The organism is Phenylobacterium sp. J367 (assembly GCF_024699985.1).
GTDB lineage: Bacteria > Pseudomonadota > Alphaproteobacteria > Caulobacterales > Caulobacteraceae > Phenylobacterium.
Genome location: NZ_JAJONA010000001.1, coordinates 2,475,803 through 2,501,760, shown reverse-complemented (window position 1 = coordinate 2,501,760; position 25,958 = coordinate 2,475,803). Strand labels below are relative to the sequence as shown.

Below are 25,958 nucleotides of genomic sequence, written 5' to 3'. Positions count from 1 at the left end.
CGTGGCGACGGCGGCGTCCTTCCTGTTCGTGCCCCTGGCCATCTTCCTGGGCTCGCTGATGCCCTGGGTGGACCCCGAGACGCTCGGGCCGAACCACCTCGACTACTACCTGTTCGCCTACCTCTGGCTCGTGCTGCCGAGCCTCTTCCTGGTCTCGGCGATCTTCTTCTCGCTGGCCACGGCCACCCGCTCGATGATGGCGACCTACGTCGGCGTCGCGGCCTTCCTCGTCCTCTACATCGTGATGAATGCGGCGCTGCGGGACCCTGAGCGGCGCGAGATCGCCGCCCTGGCCGATCCCTTCGGCCTTGCCGCCTTCTCCCTGGCCACCCGCTACTTCACCGCCGCGGAAGCCAACACCACACTGCCGGCCATTGAGGGCGCCCTGCTCTGGAACCGGGTGATCTGGGTCGGGGTGGCGCTGGCCTTCCTGGCCGTGGCCTATGCGGTGTTCCGCTTCGAGGTGCGCGGCAAGAAGGCGAAGAAGCTCGACAAGCTGCGCGCCGCCGCCGAGCTCGAGGGCGCCGCCCGTCCGCACCGGCCCGCTGCCGGCCCCGAGCGAAGGCCCGGCCACCGCCTGGGCGCGGCTCTCCAAGCGCACGCGCTTCGAGATGGGGCAGGTCTTCAAGAGCCCGGCCTTCGTGGTCCTGCTGCTGCTCGGCCTCTTCAACTCGGCCGGCAGCCTGGTGCTGGGCGCCGAACAGGGCGGCACCGACATCTATCCGGTGACCCGCTGGGTGATCTCCACCCTGAACGGCAGCTTCACCTTCATCACCATGATCGTGTCGATCTACTACGCGGGCGAACTGGTCTGGCGCGAGCGGGACCGCAAGACTCACGAGATCATCGACGCCACCGCCGTGCCCGACTGGGCCTTCGTGGTTCCCAAGACCCTGGCGCTGACCCTCGTGCTGCTCGCCACCCTGCTGGTCAGCGCGATCGCCGGCGTGATCATCCAGCTCAGCAAGGGCTACACCGACGTCGCCATCGGCAAGTACCTCGTCTGGTACGTGATCCCGAACGCCATCGACTGGACCCTGGTGGCGGTGCTGGCGATCTTCTTCCAGGCGATCTCGCCTCACAAGTTCGTCGGCTGGGGCCTGATGGTCCTCTACCTGATCGCCTCGATCACACTCGGCAACCTGGGCTTCGAGCACAACCTATACAACTACGGCGGCGCGCCGCCCGTGCCGCTCTCCGACATGAACGGCCAGGGCGACTTCGCCGGCTTCGCGGCCTGGTTCCGGGCCTACTGGACGGCGTTCGCGGTGATCCTGCTGGTGCTGGCCTACGGCCTCTGGCGGCGCGGGACCGAGACCCGGCTCGCGCCGCGCCTGAAGCGCCTGCCCCGGCGCCTCACCGGCCCGGCCGGCGCGCTCGCCGCCGTGTCCGTGGTCGCCTTCGTGGGCTTCGGCGGCTTCATCTACCTCAACACCAACGTCTGGAACGAGTACCGCACCCGCCTCGACGGCGAACGTTGGCAGGCCGACTACGAGAAGCAGTTCCTGAAGTACGAGCGCCTGCCCCAGCCCTCGGTCACCGACGTCCGGCTGGACCTCGACCTCGATCCGCACGCGCCCCGCCTGGTCACCCGCGGCACCTACCGGATGGTCAACGACAGCCCCGCCCCGATCGGCGAGCTGCACGTCCGCATGGACCGCGAGACCGAAGCGCGAAAGCTCACCCTGTCGGTTCCGGCCACGGTCAGCTTCGACGAGCGCTTCAACTACCGCATCTTCCGCCTCGCCCAGCCCCTCCAGCCCGGCCAGGCGGTCGAGCTCGTCTTCGAGACGGTCATGCAGCAGCGCGGCTTCAAGAACAGCGGCAACACCACCCGCCTCGTCGACAACGGGACCTTCGTGAACAACTTCGAGTTCGCGCCCTCGATCGGCATGGGCCGCGACCAGTCGCTGCGCGACCGCGCCAAGCGCCGCAAGTACGGCCTGCCGGCGGAGCTGCGGCCCGCCAAGCTGGAGGACCGCTCGGCCCAGGACCGCAACTATGTGGGCAACGCCGACTGGGTGAACGCCGACATCACCATCACCACCGTCGCCGACCAGACCCCGATCGCGCCGGGCTACCGCGTCTCGGACGTCACCCGCGATGGCCGCCGCACGGTCCGCTATCGCACCGACGCGCCGGTGCTGAACTTCTTCTCGGTGCAGTCGGCGCGCTACGCGATCAAGAAGGTCGACCACAAGGGCGTCGAGCTGGCGATCTATTACGACGCCCAGCATCCCTACAACGTCGACCGGATGATCCAGGCGCTGCAGGTCGGCCTCGACTACTTCCAGGCCGAGTTCAGCCCCTATCAGTTCCGGCAGGCGCGGATCCTGGAGTTCCCGGGCTACGCCACCTTCGCCCAGGCCTTCGCCAACACCATGCCCTACTCCGAGGCGATCGGCTTCATCGCCGACAACCGGGACAAGGAGAAGGTCGACTTCGTCACCTACGTCACCGCCCACGAGCTCGGCCACCAGTGGTGGGCGCACCAGGTGATCGGCGCCGACATGCAGGGCGGCACCATGCTGTCCGAGACGCTGGCCTCCTATTCGGCGCTGAAGGTCATGGAGAAGATCCACGGCCCCGACGGCATCCGCCGCTTCCTGAAGCGCGAGCTGGACAACTACCTTCGCCGCCGCGGCGGCGAGGCCGTCGAGGAGCTGCCGCTCATCCGGGTCGAGAACCAGGACTACATCCACTACCAGAAGGGCGGCATCGTCATGTACCTGCTGGCCGACCGGCTGGGCGAGGCGAAGGTCAACGCGGCGCTCCGCCAGGTCCTCCAGCAGTACGCCTTCAAGGGCGCGCCCTACCCGCGCTCCCAGGACCTGGTGGACGCCCTCCGCGCCCAGGCCGGCGCCGACCCCGTGGCCCAGCAGCTCATCACCGACCTCGTCGAGAAGATCACCATCTACGATCTCAAGACGAAGACGGCGGTGGCCAGGAAGCGCGTCGACGGCCGCTACGACGTCACCCTGACGGTCGAGGCCCGCAAGATGTACGCCGACGGCCAGGGCAAGGAGACCGAGACCCCGGTCGCGGGCGAGCTCTTCGATGTGGGCGTCTTCACCGCCGAGCCCGGCAAGGGCGGCTTCTCGTCGAAGGACGTGGCCTACTTCCGGCTCCAGCCCTTCCGCACGGGCTCGCAGACGGTCACCGTCACCGTCGACAAGCCCCCGAAGTACGCCGGCGTCGATCCCTACAACAAGCAGATCGACCGCAACTCCGACGACAACGCGATCCGGGTGACTGGCGGCTAGCGCGCGCGCCATCCCTCCCCTTCAGGGGAGGGAAAGGCCGCGCAGCGGCCAGGGTGGGGAAGTGGCGTTCAAGCGCCGCGTTGCACGGAAGCGCGCCCTTCGCCGCCGTGTCGCGCCCGATCCACACACCCCCACCCGGCGGCGCTCCGCGCCGTCCATCCTCCCCTGAAGGGGGAGGGATTTGGCCTCTTGCCATCCCGGAACATTTGCGGAACATTGTTCCCCCATGGACCACCTGCCCGCCGTCGAGGACGCCAGCGCCGCCGCCGATCTCTGGACGGCCCAGGCGCCTGCAAGGTCGCCTGCGCCGAAGCCCCACTACTTCGGCCACCGCGACCGGCTGCGGACCCGCGCCCAGGCGAGCCTCGCGGCCCTGCCCGACTACGAGGTGCTCGAGCTCCTCCTCTTCCGCTCGATCCCGCGGGGCGACATCAAGCCGCTCGCCAAGCAGCTCCTCGCCCGCTTCGGCAGCCTCGCCGCCGTCCTGGGGGCCACGGTCGACGAGCTGAAGACCGTGAAGGGGGGTGGGCGAGGCCGTCGCCCTCGATCTCAAGCTTCTGCACGAAGCCGCGCTCCGGGCCGGCCGCGACCAGGTCGCGCGGCGGCCGGTGATCTCCTCCTGGTCGGCGCTGCTGGCCTATGTGAAGACCGCGCTGGCCCACGAGGCCCGCGAGCAGTTCCGCGTCCTCTTCCTCGACAAGAAGAACCAGCTCATCGCCGACGAGGTGATGAACCGCGGCACCGTCGACCACGCGCCGGTCTATCCGCGCGAGGTGGTGCGCCGCGCCCTGGAGCTGTCGTCCAGCGCCATCATCCTCGTCCACAACCACCCGTCCGGGGACCCGACGCCGTCGGCCGCCGACGTCGACATGACCCGCCAGGTGGTCGATGCGGCCCGCCCCTTGCGCATCGCCATCCACGACCACCTCGTCGTCGGTCGCCACGGCGTCGCCAGCTTCAAGGCGCTGGGGCTGTTCTAGGTCGCCGCCCTATCGCGGAGCGCCCTTTGGCGCGGCGCAGCACCCGCGACAGGTCCTCGACGGCATAGGGCTTCTGGAGCAGCTCGAAGCCGTCCCGCCCCTCGTCGGTCAGCGCGGCGCTGTAGCCGGAGGTCAGCACGACAGGGATCTCGGGATACCGCCGGCGGATCTCCTGGCCGAGCTCGAGGCCGCTCATGCCCGGCATCACCACGTCGGTGAACACCAGGCGATAGGCCTGGGGGCCCTCCGCCAACCGTCGGAGCGCTTCCTGGGCGCTCGGTACGGATTCCGGCTCGTAGCCGAGGTCGGTCAGGAGCTCGGCCGAGAGCCGGCCCACCTCGGGATTGTCCTCGACGATGAGCACCTTCCCGCCGGGCTCGTAGGGCGGCTCGGCCTGGGCGGGGGTCTCGGAGCGGGGCGAGGCGGCGCGCGAGCCGTCCACTGCGGGCAGGTAGAGGGTGAAGGCGGCGCCCTGGCCCTCCGGGCTCCGGACGGCGACGTCGCCGCCGGACTGCTTGGCGAAGCCATAGACCTGCGACAGCCCGAGGCCCGTCCCCTGCCCCACCGCCTTGGTGGTGAAGAAGGGCTCGAAGATGCGCGTGAGTTGCTCGGCGGAGATCCCGGCGCCCGTGTCGGTCACGGTGATGGCGACGCACCGGCCAAGCGTCTTGGAGGCCGGCGGCTGGTCCACCTCCACCGTCAGCACCCCTTCCCCGTCCATGGCGTCGCGCGCGTTCATGGCGAGGTTGATCAGGGCCGTCTCGAACTGGCTGCGATCCGCCTCGACGAAGGCCTGGGCGCAGTGGCGGACCAGGTTGATCCGGATGCGCCCGCCGAGAAGGTTCTGCAGCATCTCCGTCACCGTGGCGACGCGCTCGACCACGTCGAACACCTCCGGCTTCAGGGCCTGGCGCCGCGCGAACGCCAGAAGCTGTCCCGTCAGCTTCGCCGCGCGGTCCACGGTGTCGCTGATGGCGTCGATGTAGCGGCGGCGCTTCTCCTCGGACACCGCCCGCCCGCGCAGCAGATCGGTGGAGGAGCGGATCACCATCAAGAGGTTGTTGAAGTCGTGCGCGACGCCGGCGGTGAGCTGGCCGACCGCCTCCATCTTCTGCGCCTGCCTCATACGCTCTTCGAGCTCGCGGCGGCGGGAGATGTCGCGCAGGCTGCACAGCCGGGCCGGCCTGGCGTCCCACGTCGTCTCGGCGACCCGCACCTCCGCCTGGATCGGCGGGCCGCCCGGCGGGAAGACCTCGATCTCGGTCGTCTCGTCCGACACGAACGGCATGCCCAGCGCGTGGCCCACGAGGTCTTCGACCGACCGGCCGAAGATCACCGAGGCGGCCGGATTGGCGAACATCACCGTCCCGTCCTCGTCCAGCACGAGGATGCCGTCGGCGTTCCGCTCGATCAGCAGGCGGAACTCGGCCCCCGAGATCGACGGCAGCGGCTCGGGCGCAGGACCGCCTGCGCCGATCTGGACGGACGCGTCCGAAGCCATGGCTCAGGAACTCAGTTCGTCACCGGCGCCGGGCCCGAGAATGTCGGGCGCCGCGTCCGGCGCCGCGCCCAGATGCATGCCCTGGCCGTCGATGGTGAAGCGCCGGAACTGCTTGGCGTGCTCGCTGCCGCGCATCTTCAGGACCATGAGCCCGCGGTTCATCGTCTCCTGCTCCTGGATGTAGCGAAGCAGGACGATCGAATCCGTGAGCGTCGAGATGTGCTGCTCGCTGACGCTCTCGCCGCCGATCAGCGACTTGCTCGTCGAGGTGCACAGCCCGGCGATCTCGTGCTTCTTGATGAAGGACGTCAGGCTGATCAGGAATTCCCGGAAACCGACGTCGGGGGCCACGCGCTCGAGCGCGGACAGGCTGTCGATGGCGATCCGGTCGGGCCGGAATTCCTCGACCAGCCCGCGGATGGTCAGCAGGTGGTCCGGCAGGCTCTGGGCCTCCGGGTAGAGGCAGACCACCTTGAGCTTGTCCGCCGCCTCCATGGCCGCGAAATCGACGCCCCAGCCCCGCGCGTTGCGGAACAGCTGTCCGCGGCTCTCCTCGTAGCCGAGGAGCAGCGCCCGCTCCCCGCGCTTCACGCCGCCCGCCAGGAAGTTGGTCACCAGCAGGGTCTTGCCCGTGCCGGTCGCGCCGCTCACCAGAGTGACGCTGTCCCGGAAGAAGCCGCCGCCGCACATCTGGTCCAGCGTGTCGTTGCCGCTGGTCACCCGCTTGGTGCTGCTCTCCTGCTCCAGCCGCAGGGACGACAGCGGCACGGCGACGATGCCGCGTCCGCTGACCATGGTGATCGGCGCCTCGCCCTCGACGTGGTGGCTGCCGCGCATCTTCAGCACCTCGATCGTCCGGCGGCGCTTCTCCCGTTCGAGCACGTTGCGCAGGATGACCACGTTGTCGGCGACGAACTCCTCCATGCGGTGCCGGGTGATGTCGCCGTACTCGCTGTTGCGCTCGGCCGTCATCAGGACGGTGAGGCCCGTGCGCTTGAGGGCCGAGCAGATCCGGAAGAGCTCTCGGCGCATGACGTTCGGATCGGCGATGAAATGGTCGAACAGCTGCGCGAGTGAATCCAGCACGACGCGCTTGGCCTGGACCGTCTCCACCGCGTGCAGGATCCGCGCGAGCAGGCCGGACAGGTCGAACTCGCCGATGACCAGTTCTTCGTGATCCCGGGGGCTGGCGTCCACGAACGCCAGGTGGCCCTCCTCGCGCCAGCGCGTGAGGTCCCATCCGAAGCCCTGCATGTTCGCCTCGATCTCGGCCGGCTCCTCCTCGAAGGTGACGAAGACCCCGGCTTCGCCGAACTTCGAGATGCCGTGGGCGAGGAACTGGGTGGCGAACACGGTCTTGCCGCTGCCGGGCGTGCCGCCCACCACCGTGGCCCGACCGCGGGGCAGGCCGCCCATGACCAGGTCGTCGAACGCCTCGACCCCCGTTTGCACACGTTCGAGAACAGGCTCGAGGACGTCCTCGGAAGGGCTCATGCGGACGTACTCCGTCGGGGGAGGGAAAAGAACTCGATGACCTTCGCCGCGTCGCTCAGGTCGCCGACGATCCGCCGCGGCGGGGTGCGGCTCTCGTCGGACAGCGTCGGTGTGGCGATGACACCGGCCGCCTCGGCCTTCGCGGGCGACTGGAGGATGTCGACGATCTCGATCGCGACACCAGGCCCGAGGGCCTCGATCAGGCGTGCGCGCTGCGCGAGGGCCCGCTCGGCGCCGGGGGTCTCCCCGGCGATAAACAGATGGAGATGGAAGAACGGCCGATCGGTGGATCCGCGGCTCACAAGGCGATCCTGGCCCGGAGCCTGGCTCCGGCCGATAGGCGCACCTTGCGATTGGGCGGGCATGCACGTGGTCGCGTCAATCCGCCCCCCTTTGATCCTTAGATGTGGGTGCGACCCATATACGCAGCTCGACAGCACGTCTGCGCACTAGTGGACACATCCGCCGCTTTCCGCGTTGAGCTCTGCAGGAAGCCACCGGGGGTCTTGAGATGAGCGTCGCCGCGACCAGCCTGTTCCGGGACACCGGTCCCCGGAACAACCTTCTGGACGCGCTGCGCGAGGACGACTTCGCGCTGTTGCAGCCGTCGCTCAGCACCCGCCCGGCCGATCGGGGCGACGTGCTCTACGAGCCCGGCGATGCGGTGCGTTACGTCTATTTTCCCTGTGGCCGCACCCTGGTCTCGTTCCTGGTGCTCCAGGACGAGGGCCACGCCGTGGAGACCGCCCTCGTCGGTCGCGAAGGCGCGATCGGCGGGGTCGTCAGCCAGGGCCGCCTGCCGGCCTTCGCGCGCGTCCAGGTCCAGTACGGCGGGACGCTCCTGCGGATGGAGGCCGCCGCGCTGGAGGACGCCAAGTCCCGTTCCAAGACGCTCCAGAACCTGTTCGCCCGATACGCGGACTGCGTCATGGCGCAGGTCTTCCAGGCGGTCGCCTGCAACGCGACCCACACGATCGAGCAGCGGGCCGCCAAATGGTTGCTGGCGGCCATCGTCCGGACCGGCGACCACGAGGTGCCGCTCACCCAGGACCAGCTCGCCAGGATGCTCGGCGTCGGTCGCGGCTACGTCAGCCGGGTCATCCGGACCTTCAAGGAGAAGGATGTCCTCGCCACCCGCCGCGGCGGCCTGATCGTGAAGGACCTGGACGAACTCGACCGGGTGAGCTGCCGGTGCAACGACGCCGTGCACCGCCATTTCGACGACGTCCTCAAGGGGGTCTATCCCGAGCCCACCGACGACGGCGCCTGAGCCGCGGCCGGCGGCTGCCCGTCCCCGTCGCGCCCGCCAGGGAACCGCCCGCGACTCTCAGGCGCTTTACAGTCAAGCCGTTTCACATATCTTCGTTCGTCGATTTCAATGCTCTGTAGTTGTGCGGCGCGAAAACTCCGCCCGCCCGAGTTGTAAAGCGTGGCCTGAAAGTTGCTCCACAGGCGTGTGTGCAGTACGCGCGTCCCAGGACGGACCGGGGACGCTGTTCGATATCTTGGGGAATTCAGTGACCATCCGCCCTCTGCTGGCCCGCCATCTGCTTGGAATGGGGACGATCGCCGTCGCGCTTGCTGCGGCGGGAAGCGCCTGCGCCCAGACCAACCAGTCTGCGACGGGCAGCATCACGGTCATGCAGCCGGTCCTCAACGTCACAAAGAACACCGACCTCAACTTCGGTTCGGTGATCCGGCCGACCAGCGGCTCCGGCACCATCATCATCGACGCCAACTCCGGCAACGTCAGCACCTCGAACCTGGCCCAGGCGAACGGCAACACGCCGACCCGGGCCAACTTTACGGTCGAGGGCCAGCCGAACGCCAACATCAACGTCACCTATCCGAACAACGTGACCCTCACCCGGGCGGGCGGCTCGGAGACGCTCACCGTCTACCTGACCTCGTCCATGGGCGGCGGCCAGATCGGCGGCGGCGGCACGGTGCAGTTCAACATCGGCGGCCAGGTGACGCTCTCGTCCTCGACGGTGATCGGCGCCTACTCAAACAGTTTCACGGTCACGGTCGCCTACAACTAGACCGTCGCCCCGCATCCTTCCCCAGCCGGGTGGGACACCCTACGGTCCCGCTTGACCTCCAACGACGGGACCGCCGATGCGCCTCGACCGCCGCGAACTCCTTCTCTCCGCGGGCGCCGCCGGCCTGCTGGCCGCCCAGCCCGCGGTCGCCCAGGTGCTGCCGGTCACGCCCGCCCCCGAGACCGCCGACCAGGCGCTGGCCCGCAAGCTCGACGACCTCGCCGAGCGCCTGCTGATCCGCAATCCGGAGCTCGCCACCGGCCTCGGCCTCGACAAGGAGGCCCGCGCCGGCCTGAAGGGCCAGCTCAACGACGCGGCCTGGGTCAATGTCGAGGACGACCGCGAATTCTGCCGCGACAACCTGCGCGCCATCGAGGCCACGCCGGACGCCGGCCTGTCGCGCGACAGCCGCATCCACAAGGCGGTCGTCTCCTACGTCCTGAAGCTCGGCGCCGACGCCGCCCCGTTCGACTACGGCGACAACACGCTGGCCTCGGCCATGAGCGAAAGCTCGACGCCCTACGTCGTCAGCCAGCAGGACGGCGCCTATTCCTACGTGCCGGAGTTCCTCGACAGCCAGCATTCGATCGAGACCGAGGACGACGCCGACGACTACCTCTCGCGCCTGCACGAGATGTCCAAGGTGGTCGGCGACGAGACCGCCCGCATCGAGCGGGACGCGGGCCTGGGCGTCATCCCGCCGGCCTTCATCCTCTCGAACATCCTGGGCCAGCAGCGGGCGATGCTCGCCGTGGCGCCGGCGAAGTCGCGGCTGGTCGGCTCCCTCGCCCGCCGGGCCCGCGAGAAGGGCCTCTCCGCCGACCTCGAGGCCCGGGCCGCCCGGCTCGTGGAGGGCGAGGTCTATCCCGTGCTCGCCCGCCAGCACGCGACGCTCGCCGCCGTGCAGTCCCGCGCCGGCCAGGACGCCGGCGTCTGGCGCCTGCCGAACGGCGAGGCCTACTACCGCTGGCTGCTCCGCGAGGGCACGTCCACCTCGCTGACCGCCGACGAGGTGCACCGCATCGGCCTGGAGCAGAACCGCGCCATCGATTCCCGGATGGACGCGCTCTTGAAGGCCCAGGGCCTGACGAAGGGCACGGTGGGCGAACGGATGACCGCGCTCGGCCGCGACCCGCGCTTCCTGTTCCCCGACACCGACGCCGGCCGCCAGCAGATCCTCGACTACCTGAATGGCGTCATCGCCGGGGTACGCCCGAAGATGGCCGACGCCTTCACCCTGCAGCTCAAGGCCCCCCGTTCAGGTGAAGCGGGTGCCGATGGAGATCCAGGACGGCGCGGGCCAGGGCTATATGAACCCGGCCGCGATCGACGGCTCCCGGCCGGCGACCTACTACATCAACCTGAAGGCCACCTCGAACTGGCCGAAGTTCCGGCTGCCGACGCTCACCTACCACGAGGCCCTGCCCGGCCACGCCTGGCAGCTCGGCTACCTGACCGAGGCCGGCACGACGCCGCTGATCCGCATCCTGCTCTCCGGCATCAACGCCTATGTGGAAGGCTACGCCCTCTACGCCGAGCAACTCGCCGACGAGATCGGCATGTACGAAACCGACTGGGCCGGCCGGCTGGGCTACCTCCAGGCCCAGCGCTTCCGCGCCATCCGCCTGGTGGTCGACACCGGCCTGCACGCCAAGCGCTGGACGCGGGATCAGGCCATCCAGTGGGCGGTGGAGAATTCCGGAAATCCGCGCGACGCCATGACCAGCGAGATCGACCGCTACTGCGCCACCCCCGGCCAGGCCTGCGGCTACAAGATCGGCCACACCGAGATCAACCGGATGCGCGACAAGGCCCGGACCGCGCTTGGCCCCCGCTTCGACGTCCGCCGCTTCAACGACCTCCTCATCGAGACCGGCGCGGTCCCCCATGAGCGTGCTCTCCGGCGTCGTCGACGAGTGGGTGCGGCGGGTTTAGCCCTCTCTAGGGCATCGCGTCCTTCGGGATGATCGCGCCCATGTGGCCGACCACCACCGCCGCCAGCTTCCGCCCGGCCTCCACGGCCTCGCGCGGCGACGCGCCGCCGAGCCGGGCGGCCAGATAGCCCCCGTTGAAGCTGTCGCCGGCGCCCGTGGTGTCCACCACCTGCGCCGCCCCCGGCCCGGCCGGCAGGACCTCCACCGTCCCGCCCGCGTGGATCGCCACCGTGCGGTCCTCCTCGCGGCGGATCACCTCGCCGCCGTGCGCGGCCCAGGCCTCGGCCACCGACTCCGGCGCTCTCGCCGCACAGGGTCTCGGCGTCCGGCGCGCTCACCGAGACGTAGCGGCAGAACGGGATCACCGCCTCCGCCGCCGCGCGCGCCTGCTCCGCGCTGGCCCACAGCCTGGGCCGGTAGTTGGGGTCGAAGCCGATCGCCACGCCCTTCGCCCTGCACTCGGCCAGCAGGCCGCCCAAACCGGCGCGGCCCGCCTCGCCGATCATCGCCAGGCTGACCCCCGACAGGAACACCAGCTCGGCCTCCAGCATCGCGGCCCGGAGCGCCGCCACGTCCACATGATCGAAGTAGCTGCGGACCGCCGACTCGGCCCGCCAGTAGAAGAACCGCCGCTCGCCGGCCGCGTCGCGTTCGATGGCGTAGAGCCCGGGCAGCCGGCCCTCCAGCCTGAGCATCAGGTCGGCCGAGATCGCCTCCTCGGCCATCAGGCCCAGGATCGCCCGGCTGAACGGATCGTCGTCGCCCACCGCGCTGGCGTAGGCCACCGGCCGCCCCAGCCGCGCGAGATAGACCGCCGTGTTGAAGGTGTCCCCGGCGTAGGCGATGCGGCCGGTCCCCGCCTCCCCCAGGCTGAGCTCCACCATGCATTCGCCGAGCGCGACAATCCGGTTCATGCAGCCCCGCTTTCCACATTCGGGCGAACGCCGCTAGCCTCCAGGCCATGTCGGTGGAAATCGGTGTCATCGAGGGGTTCTTCGGCCGGCCCTGGAGCTGGGCGGACCGCAAGGCCAACGTCAGCTTCCTGGGCCCCCGCGGCTACGGCTTCTGGCTCTATGCGCCCAAGGCCGACCCCTATCTCCGCCGCAGGTGGCGCGAGCCCTATCCTCAAGGCGAGCTCGACGCGCTCAAGGCGTTCGGCGCCGCCTGCCGCGAGGCCGACGTCCGCTTCGGCGTGGGCCTGACGCCGTTCGAGCTGCACTTCGGCTTCGACACCGCCGCCAAGGTGGCGCTCTCCGCCAAGCTCGCCCAGCTCGACGATGCCGGCGTCGAGGACCTCGCCATCCTGTTCGACGACATGCGCGGCGACCTGCCCGACCTCGCCGCCCGCCAGGCGGAGATCGTCCACTGGATCGGCCCGCGCACCAAGGCGTCGCGGCTGATCATGTGCCCCAGCTACTATTCCGACGACCCGGTGCTCGACCGCGTCTTCGGCCAGCGGCCGCCCACCTACCTCGCCGAGTTGGGCCTCGCCCTGGAGCCCGTCGTCCATGTGATGTGGACGGGTGAGGAGGTCTGCAGCCTGGAATATTCCCCCGGCCACCTGGAGCGCGTCGGCCAGCAGCTCCGCCGCCGGCCGTTCCTCTGGGACAACTATCCGGTCAACGACGGCCCCCCGGATGAGCCAGCACCTCCACCTGCGCGGCTTCACCGGCCGCCCGGCGGCGATCGGGGCGCATCTGTCCGCCCATGCGGTGAACCCGGCGTCCCAGCCGGTGCTGTCGCGCATCCCCATGCTGACCTTGGCGGAGAGCTATGCGCGCGGGGAGGGATACCAGTATCTCGCCGCCTTCCAGCGCGCCTGCGCCGACGTCCTGGGCGAGGCGCTGGCCCGCACCGTCGTCGCCGACCTCTTGACCCTGCAGGAGACCGGCCTCGACCGGCTCTCCGACGAGCGGAAGGTCCGGCTCGTGGAGCGCTACGCCGCCTTCGACCACCCCGCCGCCCGCGAGGTCGTCGACTGGCTGCAGGGCGGCTACGCCATCACGGGCGAGGCCCTGCAGACGCAGTAGATGGATGGCTCCCTCCCTTAATGGGGAGGGTCGACTCGCCGCCAGGCGAGCGGGGGGGGGGAGTCGTGTCCAGGCCCTGACGCTCAGTCAGCCTCACGCCGCCCCACCCTGGCCGCTGTCGCGGCCTGTCCCTCCCCATTAAGGGAGGGAGGAAAATCTCACGTCCAGCGCAGCGCCTTCCGCACCGCCTCGATCTCGCCTCTGCGGCTGGCGCGGGCCGCGCCGTCGCGGATCAACTCGTCGATCCGGCGCTCGGCGTCGCGGCCGTACCGGGCCCGCAGGCGCCTGGCCTCCGCCTCCGCCTGCTCGGCGGCTTCCAGCGCCTTCATCCAGTAGTCGGTCATCGCCTGCTCTCCATAGAGCCTCCCACCCCTAGGGTAGCGAAGCTTCGCGAGGCGTGGCCTCAAAGCCGCGTGACCTTGGTCACGGTCGCGCGACCTGCCCGGCCCTTGCGCGAAAAACAGTGTTGCAAGCTCGCCAGCGCGTCAGTACAGTATTTACGCAACTAGTTAGTTTGCAGCAACCCTCGTCGCCCGACCTCGCGGCCGCCGGCATGCTTAGCCCCAGGCCCGCGGTCTCCCCCACTCCCCCAAGTGCGCGGGTCGGGCGGCGAGGTCTTGTCTTGTCGAGAGAAGCCCATGGCGTATCCCCCCGCACGCGGTCCTGTGCGCTACGAAATCCGCTGGATCCGCGCCGCCGAACTGGCCGCCGTCTCCGCCTCGCTGATCGCCCTGATCGCCCAGCTCTTCTAGCCGCCCTCGCCGCTGGTCTGGCCGGCGGTGGCGTCGGGCGGCCCGGACACGCCGTTGCGCTCGTCCGGGACCTTTGGCGCCTTGCCCGTCTCGGCTTCCCGGCCTGCGCCAAAGCTGCGGTCCTCCGTCTCGGGGCCCGGCTGCGCGCCGCCGTCCGTCAGGCTGCCTTCCACCTGGTCGCCGCTCACGCGGTCGGTCTGATCCCGGCCCGGGTTCTGGGTCTGCTGGCTCATCGCGTCCTCCTGGTCACCGGCCGCCAACGGCCCGCGTTCGCGGGAGTTCCGGGCTCAGCCCAGCACGGCGCCGAGATCGGCCAGCACGGCCTCCACCTGCGGACCCCAGTCGCCCGGCGTCGCCTGCCGGTAGAGCCTCATGCCCGGATACCAGGGGCTGTCCGTCCGTCCGCGCAGCCAGCGCCAGTCGGTCTTCAGTCCCGGCAGCAGGGTCAAGCAGGGCTTGCCCATGGCGCCCGCCAGGTGCGCCACCGAGGTGTCGATGGAGATCACCAGGTCGAGGCCATCGATGATCGCGGCGGTGTCGGCCATGTCGGCCGCGCCGGTGTCCTCCGGGTGCAGGCTCATCGCCCCGCGGTCCAGGATCCGCTGCGCCAGCGCCAGCGGCAGGCTCTTGTTGGCGCCGTTGAACCCCGTCGGGCTCGCCTGCCACGCGAGACCCACCCGCGCCTTGGGCTTCCAGCGCGCCTTGCGGTCCTCGGACGCGAACAGATAGGCGCCGGGCCAGAGGTCGCCCTCGCCCACGTCCAGCCAGCGCGGCAGGCTGAAGTAGCGCGTCCAGCAGCCCATCGGCTCCAGCCGCGCCTGGGCGCCCGGATCCAGCGCCACGACCGCGTCGACGCCCGGGGCCGTCAGGAACAGCGAGGTCAGCGGACCGCGGCAGCCTGCCACGACCCGCCCGGCGCCCCGCGCCTTCAGAGCCTGGGCGAAGCGGATCATCTGGATCTGGTCGCCCAGCCCCTGTTCCACGTGGATGAACACCGAGCGGCCCTCCAACGGCTCGCCCGCCCACTGCGGCCAGGCGGGGCCGGCCGGGATGACCTCCGGGTAGAGCGCGGCGCGGGCCTCCAGCAGCGGCCAGCCCTCGTCGTAGCGCCCGACCGACAGCAACAGGCCGGCGAGCGCGAGCTGGGCATGGCGATGCTCGGGCGCGAAGGCCAGCGCGGTGCGGAACTCGATCTCGGCCAGCGCGATCTCGCCCGCCGCCGCATAGACGCTCCCCAGCCGCTGGCGGATGTCCGGGTTCGACGGCCGGTGGCGGGCGGCGACCTGCAGCCGGAGGCGCGCCTCCTCGAACTGGCCGAGTTCCGTCAGGCAGACGCCCAGGTTGCCGATCGCCCTGAGCGTCAGCCGGGCCTCCGGCAGCCGGCGGTAGAGGGCCAGGGCGTCGGCCCAGCGCGCCTGGTTCTGCAGCTTCGTCGCCGCGGCGAAGATCTCGGGCTCGTCGGCGGAATCGGCCATGCGCCGGAATCCCTAGCCCAGCCGCGCCGCCTCCGTCGATGGACGCAGGAGCCGCGGCGCCGCACCATGCGCCGAGGGAAGGGGGACAGAGTGCAGCCGGAGCCGGCCCTCGCGGGATTCATCGCCGACGCCTTCGCCTGCCCGGCCGACGTGGCCGAGGCCATCGCCCGGCGCTGCGCCGACCGCAGCTTCCCCGCCCACGCCGCGCTGATCCGCCAGGGCGACGTCCGCGCCGAGACCTTCCTCCTGGTCCTCGGCCTCGCCCACGCCTTCGCCTACGGGTCCGAGGGCCAGGGCGTGCTGCTGCAGGAGTACCGTCCCGGCGACATCTTCGGCGCCGTCGTCGAGCGCCAGACGCCGCCCAGCCCCACCGAGGTCCGCGCCGTCGAGGCGGTGCGCGCCGCCGTCTTCCTGGCGCTCGACTTCCTGGCGCTCGTGGAACTCCATAGCTGCGTCGGCCTCGCCGTCTCGCGGATGCTGCTGCGCCAGCTCCAGGCGGCCACCGCCCGCATGGTCGAGCGCACGACGCTCTCCTCCGTCGGCCGGGTCTATGCCGAGATCCTGCGCCGCGCCGGCGACGCGCGTCGCATCAGCCCTCCGCCGGTGCTCTCCGATGTCGCGGCCCTGGTGAACACCACCCGCGAGACCGCGTCGCGCGCCGTCAACGACCTCGCCCGCCGCGGCATCATCCGCCGCGACGACGACGCCCTGGTCATCCTCAGCCCGCGCCGGCTGGAGGAGCTCGTCGTCTAGGCCTGCGAGAGGCTGAGCACATTGCCGTCGGGATCGGCGAACCAGGCGACCTTCGCCTTGCCGTCCGGGGCGGTCCAGATGCCGAGCTCGTCCTGGCCCAGGCCCTCGTAGATCGTCAGGGCGACGCCGCGCGCCTGCAGGTCGCGGACCGCGCCGACGATGTCCTCCACGTTCCAGCCGAACACCGGGTGCGCGCCGGCCTTGTAGTCGGGCAGAGCGGTCATCCGGACCAGCGCGCCCCGGGCCTCCAGGAAGACCCCGAACGGATCGGGTCGCGCACCGGCAGCCCCAGGGTGTCGCGGTAGAAGGCGAGGCCGCGCTCGCGGTCCGCCACATTGATGAACGCAACCGGTTGTCCCGCCATCGGCGTCGTCACGGCCAGCCCCTCCTGTTCCCGCCCGCCGACAATGGCACGCCCGGCCGGCGCGGCAAGCCTAGCCCACCGCGTGGATCGCCAGGGGCCGGTCGGCCGGCTGGCCCTCCAGCTCGCCCAGCGGCTCGGTCCTCACCGCCGACCCGTGCGCCAACAGCGCCGCGGCGAAGGCCTCGCTGACCTGGGCCGTCCCGGCCAGGGCCGCGCCCGCCAGCCGCCCCGGCAGCTCGGCCGCCTCGCCCAGCAGCAGCTCGCCGGCCCCGAACGGATCGTCCGCCGCCAGCGTCACCCCATAGTGGCCGCCGACCCGGACGCGCTCGCCGAACGCCGCCGTCAGCCGCGCCGCCGCCTCGGCAGCCTGCGCCGGCGTGGCATAGGCGAGGAACAGCCGCCCCTCCGCCCAGCGGGCGATCGCGGCCCCCTCGGCCAGGCCGGCCAGCCTCGGCAGCACCTCGGCCGCGGTCGCCTCGCCGCCGGTGTCGAACGCCGCCGTCAGCATGGCCGCCAGCCTGACGTCGTCCCGCTCCGTCTCCCCGCCCGGCGACGCCGCCGCCGGATCCCGGGGCGCGACGATGACGGTCGAGGCGCCCCCGCCCGGCCGCGGCCCAGGCCGCCCGGCTCCAGGCGCTGCCGCCCGGCTCGCCGGTCGATGGCTCCTCGTCGTCCAGCACCACGAGCTGCGCCGGCGTGGTCGCCAGGGTCCGGGCCTGCATGACCGCCAGCCCCATGGCCGCCTCGCTGGCGAGCTGCAGCGACAGCCTGTGGTCGGGCCCCGCCGCGCCGCCCAGCACGCGGACGCTGGCCGCGGCGTCCATCACCGCGTCGAACCTGGCCGCCCAGCCCTGGCCGAACCGGGCCACCGAGGCCTCGCGGAACGCCGCCCGCGGGCCCGGCAGCACCAGGTGCAGCTCCGCGCCGCGCCGCAGCAGCGCCTCGGCCACGACGATGTCCGCCCCGGCCGCCAGCGCGCCGTAGCCGAAGCCGGCGTTCAGCTCTGCCAGCGCCGCATCGACCCGGACGGCCAGGCCCGCGTCGTCCGGCGCCACCGCCATGTGGCCGGCGAAGGACACCGGCCGGGGCGGCCGGAGCGCGTCCAGCCAGCCGGCGTCCTCGCCCAGCGCGTCGAGCAGCAGCTCGAACTGGCGGAGCGTCGAGGCGTGGTCCGCCCAGGCCTCCGGCGCCTCGGCGATCGCCGCCGCCAGGGCCGCCTTGGCCTCGTCGACCCGGCCCAGCACCAGCAGGGCCTCGGCCGGCGTCGCGGCCCGGTAGTAGGCGGTCTCGTCCGGATCGGGCGGCGTCGCCAGCACCGTCTCGGCCAGCGCCCGCGCCGTCTCCGTCTCGCCCGCCAGCCGGGCCAGGGTCGCGGCGTTGACCAGCGGATAGAGCTCGCCGGACAGCGCGTGCGCCGCCAGATAGGCCTCCGCCGAGCGCCGCCAGAACCCGCGACGGTCGGCCCGCTCGGCCGCCCGCCGGGCCTCGTCCTTCAGCAGCCGGCCCTTGAGCGCCAGCGCCCCCGCATCCTCCACGCCTTCCAGCCCCGCCTCCCGGTAGAGCCGCCAGGCGAGCGCCAGCGCCCCGGCCCGCGCGGCGTGGATGATGGGAGCGAGAGGAAGAGGTGAGGACACGGGCGACTCCGGACCGGGGGTTCTGGCGATGCGGTCGACCGCCTCAGGGCGGGATCGGGAACCCGCCGTTGTTGCCCACGTCGGGATCGAAGATCACCTTGAGGCGGCGCTCGACCTTCTCACCGGGATGGGTCTGCAGGAATTCCACGTGGAAGTTGAAGTACTGGCTGGCGGGGTTGTCCTCCGTGCCCGCGTCCCGGCGGGCGGCGCCGAAGAACAGGAAGCGGCAGCCGTCTTTGGTCACCGGCTCGTTGAGCCCGCCCAGGCCGTCCCGATAGACGTGTCGCAGGCCGAAGTTGTCGCGGCCGTAGTCCTGCTTGGTCGTGCAGCCGAACTCGCCCTTGGTGAACTGCCAGTTCGCCACCCGTGAATCGAGCTCCACCAGCACCCAGCTCTGGCGCTCGATCATGATGTCGTAGGGCGATCGCGGCTCCTTGATCCCGCGTTCGAACGCGAACCCCGCCATCCGCAGGGCATAGTCCTCGATGCTCTCCGCCTTGGGATCCGGCGCCAGGTCAGCGGGGTCGGCGACCTTGAACTGCAGCCAGAGCGGGCCGTCGGCCCCGGGCGAGTCCGCCGGCCCGCCCATGGGTCCGAGGGTGAGGATCGCGTGGACGATCCGCTTCGCCTCGAAGCCGATGTTCGGATCGAAGGTGTCGGGCAGCGGCCGCAGCGCATTGTTCGGCGGTTCAGACATTTCAGGCCCCTTTGTCGATGATGTTCATGGTGCGGACCGAGGCGTCGATCCCGTCGCGGAGTTCGACCCAGGTCTGGTTCTCGGGATCGAAGGCGATCATCTCGAGCACGGTGGCGCGCGCGGCGGTCATCCGCCGCCGGGTCTCGGGCATGTCCCGCTGGACCCAGGCCAGGCCCGCATAGGCGCGCTGCAGGGTCACCCACTTCTCCTTGAGCAACAGGCTCCGGGGATCGGCCTGGATCAGGCCTGCCAGGATGACCTCCTGCCGCTGCCGCTCGGCGCGCGCGCGGGCATAGTCGCCCGATGCGCGATAGGCGTCGGCCAGCCAAGCGTGGCGGTTTGCGAGATCCAGGGCGACGCCCGCGTCGCCCGGCGTCGCCGCCGCGACCGCCTCCATCGCCGCCAGCGCGCGGCCACAGCGATCCACGGCGTCTGCGACGGCCGGGCTGGGTCGGCTCTCCAGGGCCAGCGTGCAGAGGTTGCCCTCCGCGTAGCCCAGCTCGCGGCGCCATTTCGCATTGTCCGGCGCGGTCCGGGTGAGCTGTTCCGCCAGCCGCCGGTAGCTCTCCCAGCTCGTCTTCGCCGGCCCCATCCGGCCCCGGCGGTAGTCCATGTAGCCCACCCAGTATTCGCTCTGGGCGTGGGCGAAGATGCGCTCCGGGTCGTCGGGCCTGGCCGCCAGCAGCGCCGCGGTGGTCCGCCGGGCCTCCTCGAACTGGCCCCGCGCCCGGTCGAGGTCGCCGCGCTTCTCGTCGTCCTCGCCCATGGCGTGCAGCAGCCGCGCGCGGCGCTCCAGCGAACTCGCCGGCAGGCGGTCGAGGTCCTGGCCCGCATAGTAGTCCAGCGCCTGGCGGTTCACGGCGGTCAGCACGTCCAGCCGGCCCACGCCCTCCAGGCGGTCGCGCAGGTCGGTCAGCATGAACTCCACGAGCGCCTCCGCTTCGGCGCGCTGGCGCTCGGCGTCGCGCCGGGCGTCCAGGGCAATGGCCGTGAGCACGCCCATCGCTAGCGTCGCGGCCAGCGCCCCGCCCGTGACGGCCATCACGCCGCGCAGCCGCCGCTGGGCGTCGCGCTGCACCAGTTCGTCGAGCCCGACGCCCGCCACGCCGGCCACCAGCTTCAGGAGCGCCAGCCGCGCACCGTCCTGGCCCGGCCGGAAGTCGGCGGCCAGCGGCTCGGCCCCGCCGGCCCGAAGCGGCGGGCAGAAGGCCTGCGAAGGCTCGCCGTCGATCAGGGCGGCCAGGATCGGCCGGTCGGGATGGAGTTCGCGGAACAGCTCCACCTCGCGCGCGACCCAGGGCGAGCCGGCGGCGTTCGGCGAGCAGACGACGATCAGGGCGCCGGACTGGGCCAGCGCCTGGCGCACCTCCGCCGTCAGATCATGCGCCGCCGACAGCTCCTCGCGGTCGCGGAAGATGGGCGACAGCCTGGCCGGCGCCGGGCCGCGCGGCGTGGCGCGACCGGCCAGCCGCCTCGGCAGCCGATAGCCCTCCAGCCGGCGGTGGAGCCGCCGGCCGAAGGCCGCATCGCGGTGGCTGTAGCTGATGAACGCCCGGTAGCGCTGAGCCGCCGGGGCTTCGCCCTCCATCGCCCCGTTCCCCGAACCACGTTCGCGCCGCACCCTGACAGAGGCGCGGACCGCTTACAACGTGTCCGGAGCGCTGGGGCCGGAGGCTAGTTCTTCAGCGACGGGTTCTCGGTCGACGGGGCTCCGACCACGCCCGGCGAGCCGCCGGCCGTGCCTTGCGGCGGCGTCGGCGAGACCGGCGGCGGGGAGCCGTCGGCGGGCACCCGGCCCGTGGCGCCGGCGTCGGGGGTGGTCAGCGCCATGTTGTCGGACTTGGGCGCCTCGGTGTCGGGCATGGCGGCGGCGACGGCGCTGTCCTGCGGCGCGGTGCCGGTGGCCCCCTCGCAGGCGGCGAGCGACAGGGCGGCCAGCGCGGACGCGGCGACGATCGTGAGCTTCATGGACGGTTCTCCCTGGGGACTGGTCTCGGCCATCAAAGGCCGAACCCTCCGCCGGGGTTCCTGATCTGGCTCTCGGACCGGCCTACTCCGCCGTCAGCGCCAGCAGCTTGCCCACGGTGTTCCAGTTGCGGGCCGTGCCCTTGGCCGCGTCGCCCTTCGCATTGGCCAGCTTCGAGCGCCCCGCCCCGTTCGGATAGGTGATGTAGAGGCAGCGCGGGCCGGCCGCGACCTCCTCCCCCGCCGTCGCCCACCGGGTCAGCGCCGACAGGTCCTCGGGCGGCGCGCCATCGAGGAACACCACCATCGTCCTGCTGGGGTGCTCGGCGGCGAACTTGCCGAACGGGTTGCCGTCCATCGCCGCCTTCAGCCCCGCATGGTCGCGCACGAAGACCTCGGTCCTCAGGCCGAGCTCGGCCGCCAGCGCCGCCTTCACCTCGGCCTCGACCTGGTCGGCCGGCTTGGCTGTCGCCACCACCGCATTGCCGCTGGCCAGCAGGGTCTGCGGGTCCGCGTAGCCCAGCCCGGCCAGCACCCGCTTCAGGTCGCTCATCAGCAGCTTGCCGCCGGCGACGTTGATGGCGCGCAGCAGGATCGCGACCTTCCGCATCGGAGCCCCCCTTTCAGGCCTTGGCGGCCCGCTCCCACTCCAGGAACTCCGGCTGCTCCAGCAGGCGCGCGGCGTACTCGCCCGCCCGGCCGTCGTCGCCGTAGTCCGACAGCCTCACGCCATAGGTCCGGAAGCGTGTCGCGACCGGCGTGTAGAAGGCGTCGGCGATCCCCCAGTCCGTCCCGCCCAGGAATGGCCCGCCGTGCCGGCCGAGCAGCTCCAGCCACAGCGCCACGATCCGCCGGATGTTCTTGTGCGTCGCCTCGGACAGTTCCGCCGCCCTGGGCTCGGCCGCCAGGTCCATGGGGCATTCGCCGCGCAGCGAGGCGAAGCCCGAGTGCATCTCCGCCGCCGCCGCGCGGCAGAGCGCCCTTGCGCCCTCGTCCTTCGGCCACAGGTTCGCCTGCGGATACCGCTCGGCGAGGAACTCGCAGATCGCCAGGCTGTCGACGATGGTCAGGCCATCCACCTTCAGCGCGGGAACGAGTCCGCTCGGGCTATGCGGACGGATCTCGGCCTCGGTCTGGTTGTCCGCCTGGCGCAGCGGGATCAGCGTCTCCGTGAAGTCCGCGCCCGCCCGCTTCGCCACGAGCCACGGCCTCAGCGACCAGGTCGACCACGCCTTCGTGCCGATCACCAGTTCCATCGCGCCAGCTCCAGTTGACCTTCGGGAAGCCCTATTGCCGAACCCGCCGGGCTTCCGTCTAGTGGCAGCCAACAATCAAGGACAGGGTGGAAGCGATCCGTATGACCAGCACAGCGACGCCTGACGCCGAGCCCCACGTCGCCCCGGCCGCCGCCGACGCCGCCCCGTTCAGCCGTGGTTACACCCGCTACGCCATGTGGCTGCTGCTGGGCATCTATGTGGTCAACTTCCTCGACCGCCAGGTGATCAACATCCTGGCCGAACCCATCAAGGAGGACCTGAAGCTCGCCGACTGGCAGCTCGGCCTGATGAGCGGCCTGGCCTTCGCGGTCTTCTACACCGTGCTCGGCATCCCGATCGCCCGCCTCGCGGAGCGCAGCAACCGGGCGGTGATCATCGGGGTCTCGGTGGGCGTGTGGTCGGGCTTCACCGCACTCTGCGCCACCGCCGGCAACTTCTTCCAGCTCGTCGCCTACCGGATCGGCGTCGGCGTCGGCGAGGCCGGCTGCACGCCGCCCGCCCACTCCCTGATCGTCGACTACGTGCCGAAGGAGAAGCGCGCCTCGGCGCTGGCCTTCTACTCCATGGGCACGCCGATCGGCTCCCTGCTCGGCCTCTTGATGGGCGGCATCATCGCTGACCAGTACGGCTGGCGGACCGCCTTCCTCGTCGCCGGCGCCCCCGGCCTGCTCTTCGCGGTCCTGGCGATCTTCACCCTGAAGGAGCCGCGGCGGATCATGGCCCGTCACGCCGCCCAGGTGGCCGGCAACATGGCCACCTTCGGCGAGACGGTGCGCTACCTCGCCACCAAGAACACCTTCTGGTTCATCGCCTTCGCCGCCGCCGTGAAGGCCTTCATCGGCTACGGCCACGCGCCGTTCACCGCCTCCTTCTTCCTGCGCAACCACGTGGCCGAGATCGCCAGCCTCGCCGAGTTCTGGGGTAACCTCCTCGGGCTGAAGCTCGGCCCGATCGGCTTCCTCGGCCCGGCGCTCGGCATCATCACCGGCGTCGCCGGCGCGCTCGGCGCCCTGGACCGGCGGCTGGATCGCCGACCGTTATGGCCGCAACGACCTACGCGCCTACATGGTCACTCCGGCCATCGCCAGCCTGGTCACCATCCCGATCTACATCTTCGCGGTCACCACCGAGTCGGCCGCGCTCGGCCTCTGCACGCTCGGGATCAACGCCTTCCTGGGCACGCTCTGGTATGGCCCGGTCTACGGCACCGGCCAGTCGATCGTGCCGCCGCACATGCGCGCCACCGCCGCCGCGCTGCTGCTGTTCATCATCAACCTGATCGGCCTGGGCCTCGGTCCGCTGGCGGTGGGCGCCGTCTCCGACATGATGGCCAATGTCTTCCTGGCCCCCGACGGTCTCAGCGTCGGCGCCTGCAAGACCGCGGTCGACGCGGCCAAGGCCACCTGCGCCTCGGCCGTGGGCGAGGGCGTCCGCTGGGCCCTCATCCTCTCCGCCGCCTTCGGCATCGTCGCCTTCGCCTGCTTCTGGATCGCGCGCCGCACCATCCGCGAGGACACGGTGAGCTGAGGGCGCTCCGCCGCGGCGACCATCGCGCGACCTTGCCGCCGCCCCTCAACCGGGCGTAGCGTCCTCGTACACGGCCGTCCGCCGTCCGCGTCCGTCCGGACGCAAGTTCAGTTCGCTTCCCGTGATCCGCGTCCCGTCCCGCGTCGCCCTCCTTGGCGCATGCGGCCGGCATCCGTTGGGAGAGAACCCATGAGCCTCGAGGACCTCGTCACGCCCGTCGCGTCGACCGCCCCGGCCGCCTGGACGGTGATCGCCGAAGACCCGGTGCTGGCCCAGCAAGGGCACGCCCCGGTCGCCGGCCAGCTCGGCGGCCGCCTGGGCCTCTGGAGCGGCCAAGGCGTGGCGGTCTCCGACGACGGAAGCCTCACCTGGCGCGGCCTGGCCCAGCCCTGGATGGATATCGCCTATGCCGCCGGCGCCGTGCACGCCGGCCGGGCCTGGCTGCTGGGCGGCTACGTCCGTGGCGCCCACGGCCCGGGCCGCTCGCTGGTCTACAGCTCCCCCGATCTCGCGAACTGGACGCCGGGGCCCGCCGCGCCCTGGGCCATGCGCTCGCGCCATGCGGCCGTCGCCTTCGGCGGCCGGCTCGTGGTGATGGGCGGCATCCTCGAAGGCGCCAACCCCCGCGAGTTCGCCGCCGACGTCTGGGCCAGCGCCGACGGGGCGACCTGGACCCAGCTCACCGGCGCCTTCCCCGCCCGCGCCGAAGCCGCGGTCGCCGTGCTCAGTGGCCAGATCCTGGTGATGGGCGGGCGCCGCGGCCGACCGGCGTCCCTGCGCCGAGACGCTCGCCAGCCGCGACGGCGCGACCTGGACCGCCGCGCCGGCGCCCTGGACGCCGCGCGCCGGCGCCCGCGCGGTCACCCTCGGCGACACCCTCTACCTGATCGGCGGCCGCGACGGCGCGGGCGCCACGCTCACCGACGTCTGGACGACGCGCGACGGCGTCGCCTGGACCCGGCTCGACACGCCCTGCCCCAGCCTGACCGAGTTCGCGGCCTGCACCGCCGCCGGCCGCCTGCTGATGCTGGGCGGCGTCGCGCCCGGCGGGGCCAACCCCCAGGTCTGCGCCTTCAATCCCTATCCCGCCGGCTGGACCCGGCTGGGCGAGTCCGACGATGTGGACCGGCTCGGCGCCCCCCGCCGTCCTGCCGCTGGGCGGCGCCGCCTTCGCCCTCAACGCCAGCGCGCAGGCGTCCGTCGCCCGGTCCGACGACCTCGTCACCTGGACGGGGCTCGGCACGCCGTTCTCCTATCGCCCCGGCGCCGCGGCCTGCCTGCACGAGGGCGCGCTGGTGGTCTCCGGCGGCCGGCGCACGGCCCGGCTCGACTACCAGGAGGTGCTGACCAGCACCGACGGCTTCACCTGGACCTCCACCCAGGCCGGCTGGCGCCAGCGCGCCTTCCACGCCATGGCCAGCCACCTGGGCGACCTGTTCGTCATGGGCGGCGAGGTCCAGGACCTCGGCCTCGGCGGCGACGTCTATGTCTACAATCCGCAGTACGGCTGGGGACAGGAGCGGGCCGGCGCCGTGCCGCCGTTCGCCGAAGCGTCCGCCATCAGCTACCAGAACCATCTCTGGCTGATCGGCGGCCGGACGGTCGCCGGTCCGGTGAACACAGTCTACATGCGCGCGTCCAACGGCGACTGGCTCCCGCGCGCCGCCGCGCCCTGGGCTCCCCGCCGGCGTCCCGCGGTCTTCACCTTCGGCGATGCGCTGTTCGTGGGCCTCGGGCTCGACGGGGCCGGCCAGCCGCTCGACGACATGTGGCTCACCGAGGACGGCCAGACCTGGCGGCCCGCCGACGGCCCGGTCCGCCCGGCGGGGCTGCGCTCGCAGCCCGCCTGGGGCCCCTTCGGCGACGGCCTCCTGGTGCTGGGCGGCAGCACCCTCCCGCCGCCCTCGCCGTCTCCGGTCTACCTCTACCGGCCCTTCGCCGGCTGAGCGTTCAGGCGCCGCCCTCCCGATCCCCGCCGGAGACAGGCTGGGCTCTTGCCGAACCCTCCGGCGTCTGAGCTTCTCCGGGCGGCAAGTCCCGGAGTTCCCATGTCCCTGCGTTGGCTGGCGCTCGCCGCCCTTCTTCTCCTGCCCAGTCCGGCCGCCGCCTGGTCCCCGGACAGCCTCGACGCCACCGTGCGTTCCGTCATGACCGACACCGGCGCCAAGGGCCTCGCGGTGGCGGTGATCGAGGGCGGCCAGGTCCGCGCGGTGAAGAGCTGCGAGACCGGCGTCCCCTGGGCCTGGTAGTACGGCGACCGGAAGCTGCTG

The 25,958-nt window shown here is 71.7% G+C and carries 24 protein-coding genes and 4 pseudogenes; 12 read left to right on the top strand and 16 right to left on the bottom strand.

Annotation, left to right across the window (positions count from 1 at the left end):
* Positions 1–611: 611 nt before the first annotated feature.
* Together LRS04_RS13485 and radC are read left to right on the top strand one after the other, a co-directional pair.
* The gene (locus tag LRS04_RS13485; protein WP_257816806.1) at positions 612–3,263 is read left to right on the top strand and encodes a M1 family metallopeptidase; all 2,652 of its coding nucleotides are present in this window, start codon (positions 612–614) and stop codon (positions 3,261–3,263) included.
* 226 nt (positions 3,264–3,489) lie between these two features.
* Positions 3,490–4,243 (top strand): annotated as a pseudogene (radC, locus tag LRS04_RS13480) (DNA repair protein RadC).
* Here radC and LRS04_RS13475 read toward each other — a convergent pair.
* Genes LRS04_RS13475 through LRS04_RS13465 form a run of 3 tightly spaced genes read right to left on the bottom strand, consistent with a single transcriptional unit; the run spans position 4,221 to position 7,540 of the window.
* A complete protein-coding gene (locus tag LRS04_RS13475; protein ID WP_257816805.1) occupies positions 4,221–5,744 on the bottom strand; it encodes an ATP-binding protein in 1,524 nt (507 codons plus the stop codon). The pseudogene radC and the gene LRS04_RS13475 sit on opposite strands and share 23 nt — an antisense overlap.
* Positions 5,745–5,747: 3 nt before the next feature.
* A complete protein-coding gene (gene kaiC / locus LRS04_RS13470; RefSeq protein WP_257816804.1) occupies positions 5,748–7,238 on the bottom strand; it encodes a circadian clock protein KaiC in 1,491 nt (496 codons plus the stop codon).
* A complete protein-coding gene (locus LRS04_RS13465) occupies positions 7,235–7,540 on the bottom strand; it encodes a circadian clock KaiB family protein (RefSeq protein WP_257816803.1) in 306 nt (101 codons plus the stop codon). The genes kaiC and LRS04_RS13465 overlap by 4 nt, the downstream gene beginning before the upstream one ends.
* Before the next feature lie 209 nt (positions 7,541–7,749).
* Here LRS04_RS13465 and LRS04_RS13460 point away from each other — a divergent pair, with 209 nt between their 5' ends.
* The 4 genes and pseudogenes from LRS04_RS13460 to LRS04_RS13445 all read left to right on the top strand — a co-directional run bounded on the left by LRS04_RS13460 (position 7,750) and on the right by LRS04_RS13445 (position 11,247).
* Positions 7,750–8,508, top strand: coding sequence for a Crp/Fnr family transcriptional regulator (locus LRS04_RS13460; protein ID WP_257816802.1), 759 nt, complete (start codon positions 7,750–7,752; stop codon positions 8,506–8,508).
* 247 nt (positions 8,509–8,755) lie between these two features.
* Positions 8,756–9,280, top strand: coding sequence for a DUF4402 domain-containing protein (locus LRS04_RS13455; protein WP_257816801.1), 525 nt, complete (start codon positions 8,756–8,758; stop codon positions 9,278–9,280).
* Positions 9,281–9,356: 76 nt separating this feature from the next.
* Positions 9,357–10,475: pseudogene (locus tag LRS04_RS13450) on the top strand (DUF885 family protein); the annotation flags it as partial.
* Complete coding sequence (locus LRS04_RS13445; protein WP_308238337.1) at positions 10,471–11,247, top strand: DUF885 domain-containing protein; 777 nt, start codon at positions 10,471–10,473, stop codon at positions 11,245–11,247. The pseudogene LRS04_RS13450 and the gene LRS04_RS13445, both read left to right, overlap by 5 nt.
* Here LRS04_RS13445 and LRS04_RS13440 read toward each other — a convergent pair.
* Together LRS04_RS13440 and LRS04_RS13435 are read right to left on the bottom strand one after the other, a co-directional pair.
* Positions 11,222–11,419 (bottom strand): PfkB family carbohydrate kinase, encoded by a 198-nt coding sequence (locus LRS04_RS13440; RefSeq protein ID WP_257819109.1) that lies wholly within the window; start codon positions 11,417–11,419, stop codon positions 11,222–11,224. The genes LRS04_RS13445 and LRS04_RS13440 overlap by 26 nt on opposite strands.
* Positions 11,420–11,573: 154 nt before the next feature.
* Positions 11,574–12,098 (bottom strand): annotated as a pseudogene (locus LRS04_RS13435) (PfkB family carbohydrate kinase); the annotation flags it as partial.
* A 77-nt stretch (positions 12,099–12,175) separates the two neighbouring features.
* Between LRS04_RS13435 and LRS04_RS27935 the strand changes: the two are divergent.
* Both LRS04_RS27935 and LRS04_RS13425 read left to right on the top strand, forming a co-directional pair.
* Positions 12,176–12,787, top strand: a pseudogene (locus tag LRS04_RS27935) (beta-N-acetylglucosaminidase domain-containing protein); the annotation flags it as partial.
* Positions 12,788–12,851: 64 nt separating this feature from the next.
* Entirely contained in the window at positions 12,852–13,244 is a 393-nt protein-coding gene (locus LRS04_RS13425) for a siphovirus ReqiPepy6 Gp37-like family protein (protein ID WP_257816799.1), read from the top strand.
* A gap of 158 nt (positions 13,245–13,402) precedes the next feature.
* On the opposite strand, the gene LRS04_RS13420 is transcribed toward LRS04_RS13425, so the two are convergent.
* From LRS04_RS13420 to LRS04_RS13410, 3 genes are all read right to left on the bottom strand, one after another.
* A complete protein-coding gene (locus LRS04_RS13420; RefSeq protein ID WP_257816798.1) occupies positions 13,403–13,588 on the bottom strand; it encodes a hypothetical protein in 186 nt (61 codons plus the stop codon).
* A 404-nt stretch (positions 13,589–13,992) separates the two neighbouring features.
* Complete coding sequence (locus LRS04_RS13415) at positions 13,993–14,229, bottom strand: hypothetical protein (RefSeq protein ID WP_257816797.1); 237 nt, start codon at positions 14,227–14,229, stop codon at positions 13,993–13,995.
* A gap of 54 nt (positions 14,230–14,283) precedes the next feature.
* A complete protein-coding gene (locus LRS04_RS13410; RefSeq protein WP_257816796.1) occupies positions 14,284–15,471 on the bottom strand; it encodes a tetratricopeptide repeat-containing glycosyltransferase family protein in 1,188 nt (395 codons plus the stop codon).
* Between the two features lie 90 nt (positions 15,472–15,561).
* Here LRS04_RS13410 and LRS04_RS13405 point away from each other — a divergent pair, with 90 nt between their 5' ends.
* The gene (locus LRS04_RS13405; RefSeq protein WP_257816795.1) at positions 15,562–16,224 is read left to right on the top strand and encodes a Crp/Fnr family transcriptional regulator; all 663 of its coding nucleotides are present in this window, start codon (positions 15,562–15,564) and stop codon (positions 16,222–16,224) included.
* Here LRS04_RS13405 and LRS04_RS13400 read toward each other — a convergent pair.
* From LRS04_RS13400 to LRS04_RS13365, 8 genes are all read right to left on the bottom strand, one after another.
* A complete protein-coding gene (locus LRS04_RS13400) occupies positions 16,221–16,448 on the bottom strand; it encodes a VOC family protein (RefSeq protein ID WP_257816794.1) in 228 nt (75 codons plus the stop codon). The genes LRS04_RS13405 and LRS04_RS13400 overlap by 4 nt on opposite strands.
* Positions 16,445–16,600, bottom strand: coding sequence for a VOC family protein (locus tag LRS04_RS13395; RefSeq protein WP_257816793.1), 156 nt, complete (start codon positions 16,598–16,600; stop codon positions 16,445–16,447). Before LRS04_RS13395 ends, LRS04_RS13400 begins: the two co-directional genes overlap by 4 nt.
* A complete protein-coding gene (locus LRS04_RS13390) occupies positions 16,597–18,222 on the bottom strand; it encodes a hypothetical protein (RefSeq protein ID WP_257816792.1) in 1,626 nt (541 codons plus the stop codon). Before LRS04_RS13390 ends, LRS04_RS13395 begins: the two co-directional genes overlap by 4 nt.
* 43 nt (positions 18,223–18,265) lie before the next feature.
* Positions 18,266–18,919 carry a nucleotide synthetase gene (locus LRS04_RS13385; protein ID WP_257816791.1) on the bottom strand — a complete coding sequence of 218 codons (654 nt, stop codon included), beginning with the start codon at positions 18,917–18,919 and terminating at the stop codon, positions 18,266–18,268.
* 1 nt (position 18,920) lies between these two features.
* Positions 18,921–20,507, bottom strand: a complete 1,587-nt coding sequence (locus tag LRS04_RS13380) for a toll/interleukin-1 receptor domain-containing protein (protein ID WP_257816790.1) — start codon at positions 20,505–20,507, stop codon at positions 18,921–18,923.
* Between the two features lie 86 nt (positions 20,508–20,593).
* Positions 20,594–20,887: a hypothetical protein gene (locus LRS04_RS13375; protein WP_257816789.1), complete on the bottom strand. Its 294-nt coding sequence runs from the start codon at positions 20,885–20,887 to the stop codon at positions 20,594–20,596.
* 82 nt (positions 20,888–20,969) lie between these two features.
* Positions 20,970–21,494: a DUF1697 domain-containing protein gene (locus LRS04_RS13370; RefSeq protein WP_257816788.1), complete on the bottom strand. Its 525-nt coding sequence runs from the start codon at positions 21,492–21,494 to the stop codon at positions 20,970–20,972.
* A gap of 13 nt (positions 21,495–21,507) precedes the next feature.
* Entirely contained in the window at positions 21,508–22,140 is a 633-nt protein-coding gene (locus LRS04_RS13365; protein ID WP_257816787.1) for a glutathione S-transferase family protein, read from the bottom strand.
* Between the two features lie 86 nt (positions 22,141–22,226).
* Here LRS04_RS13365 and LRS04_RS13360 point away from each other — a divergent pair, with 86 nt between their 5' ends.
* The 3 genes from LRS04_RS13360 (at position 22,227) to LRS04_RS13345 (ending at position 25,937) form a co-directional block, all read left to right on the top strand.
* Positions 22,227–23,747, top strand: a complete 1,521-nt coding sequence (locus LRS04_RS13360) for an MFS transporter (protein ID WP_257816786.1) — start codon at positions 22,227–22,229, stop codon at positions 23,745–23,747.
* Positions 23,748–24,983: 1,236 nt separating this feature from the next.
* Entirely contained in the window at positions 24,984–25,634 is a 651-nt protein-coding gene (locus tag LRS04_RS13350) for a hypothetical protein (protein WP_257816785.1), read from the top strand.
* Between the two features lie 102 nt (positions 25,635–25,736).
* A complete protein-coding gene (locus LRS04_RS13345) occupies positions 25,737–25,937 on the top strand; it encodes a hypothetical protein (protein WP_257816784.1) in 201 nt (66 codons plus the stop codon).
* The last annotated feature ends 21 nt before the right edge of the window (positions 25,938–25,958 follow it).

Excerpts from the sequence above, each read along its gene's own strand:
- LRS04_RS13380 (WP_257816790.1), bottom strand. The coding sequence starts at position 20,507 with ATGGAGGGCGAAGCCCCGGCGGCTCAGCGCTACCGGGCGTTCATCAGC.
- LRS04_RS13460 (WP_257816802.1), top strand. The coding sequence starts at position 7,750 with ATGAGCGTCGCCGCGACCAGCCTGTTCCGGGACACCGGTCCCCGGAAC.
- LRS04_RS13375 (WP_257816789.1), bottom strand. The coding sequence starts at position 20,887 with ATGAAGCTCACGATCGTCGCCGCGTCCGCGCTGGCCGCCCTGTCGCTC.
- LRS04_RS13415 (WP_257816797.1), bottom strand. The coding sequence starts at position 14,229 with ATGAGCCAGCAGACCCAGAACCCGGGCCGGGATCAGACCGACCGCGTG.
- LRS04_RS13475 (WP_257816805.1), bottom strand. The coding sequence starts at position 5,744 with ATGGCTTCGGACGCGTCCGTCCAGATCGGCGCAGGCGGTCCTGCGCCC.
- LRS04_RS13370 (WP_257816788.1), bottom strand. The coding sequence starts at position 21,494 with ATGCGGAAGGTCGCGATCCTGCTGCGCGCCATCAACGTCGCCGGCGGC.
- LRS04_RS13400 (WP_257816794.1), bottom strand. The coding sequence starts at position 16,448 with ATGACCGCTCTGCCCGACTACAAGGCCGGCGCGCACCCGGTGTTCGGC.
- kaiC (WP_257816804.1), bottom strand. The coding sequence starts at position 7,238 with ATGAGCCCTTCCGAGGACGTCCTCGAGCCTGTTCTCGAACGTGTGCAA.
- LRS04_RS13445 (WP_308238337.1), top strand. The coding sequence starts at position 10,471 with ATGGCGTCATCGCCGGGGTACGCCCGAAGATGGCCGACGCCTTCACCC.
- LRS04_RS13345 (WP_257816784.1), top strand. The coding sequence starts at position 25,737 with ATGTCCCTGCGTTGGCTGGCGCTCGCCGCCCTTCTTCTCCTGCCCAGT.
- LRS04_RS13410 (WP_257816796.1), bottom strand. The coding sequence starts at position 15,471 with ATGGCCGATTCCGCCGACGAGCCCGAGATCTTCGCCGCGGCGACGAAG.
- LRS04_RS13485 (WP_257816806.1), top strand. The coding sequence starts at position 612 with ATGGGGCAGGTCTTCAAGAGCCCGGCCTTCGTGGTCCTGCTGCTGCTC.
- LRS04_RS13365 (WP_257816787.1), bottom strand. The coding sequence starts at position 22,140 with ATGGAACTGGTGATCGGCACGAAGGCGTGGTCGACCTGGTCGCTGAGG.
- LRS04_RS13385 (WP_257816791.1), bottom strand. The coding sequence starts at position 18,919 with ATGTCTGAACCGCCGAACAATGCGCTGCGGCCGCTGCCCGACACCTTC.
- LRS04_RS13425 (WP_257816799.1), top strand. The coding sequence starts at position 12,852 with ATGAGCCAGCACCTCCACCTGCGCGGCTTCACCGGCCGCCCGGCGGCG.
- LRS04_RS13420 (WP_257816798.1), bottom strand. The coding sequence starts at position 13,588 with ATGACCGACTACTGGATGAAGGCGCTGGAAGCCGCCGAGCAGGCGGAG.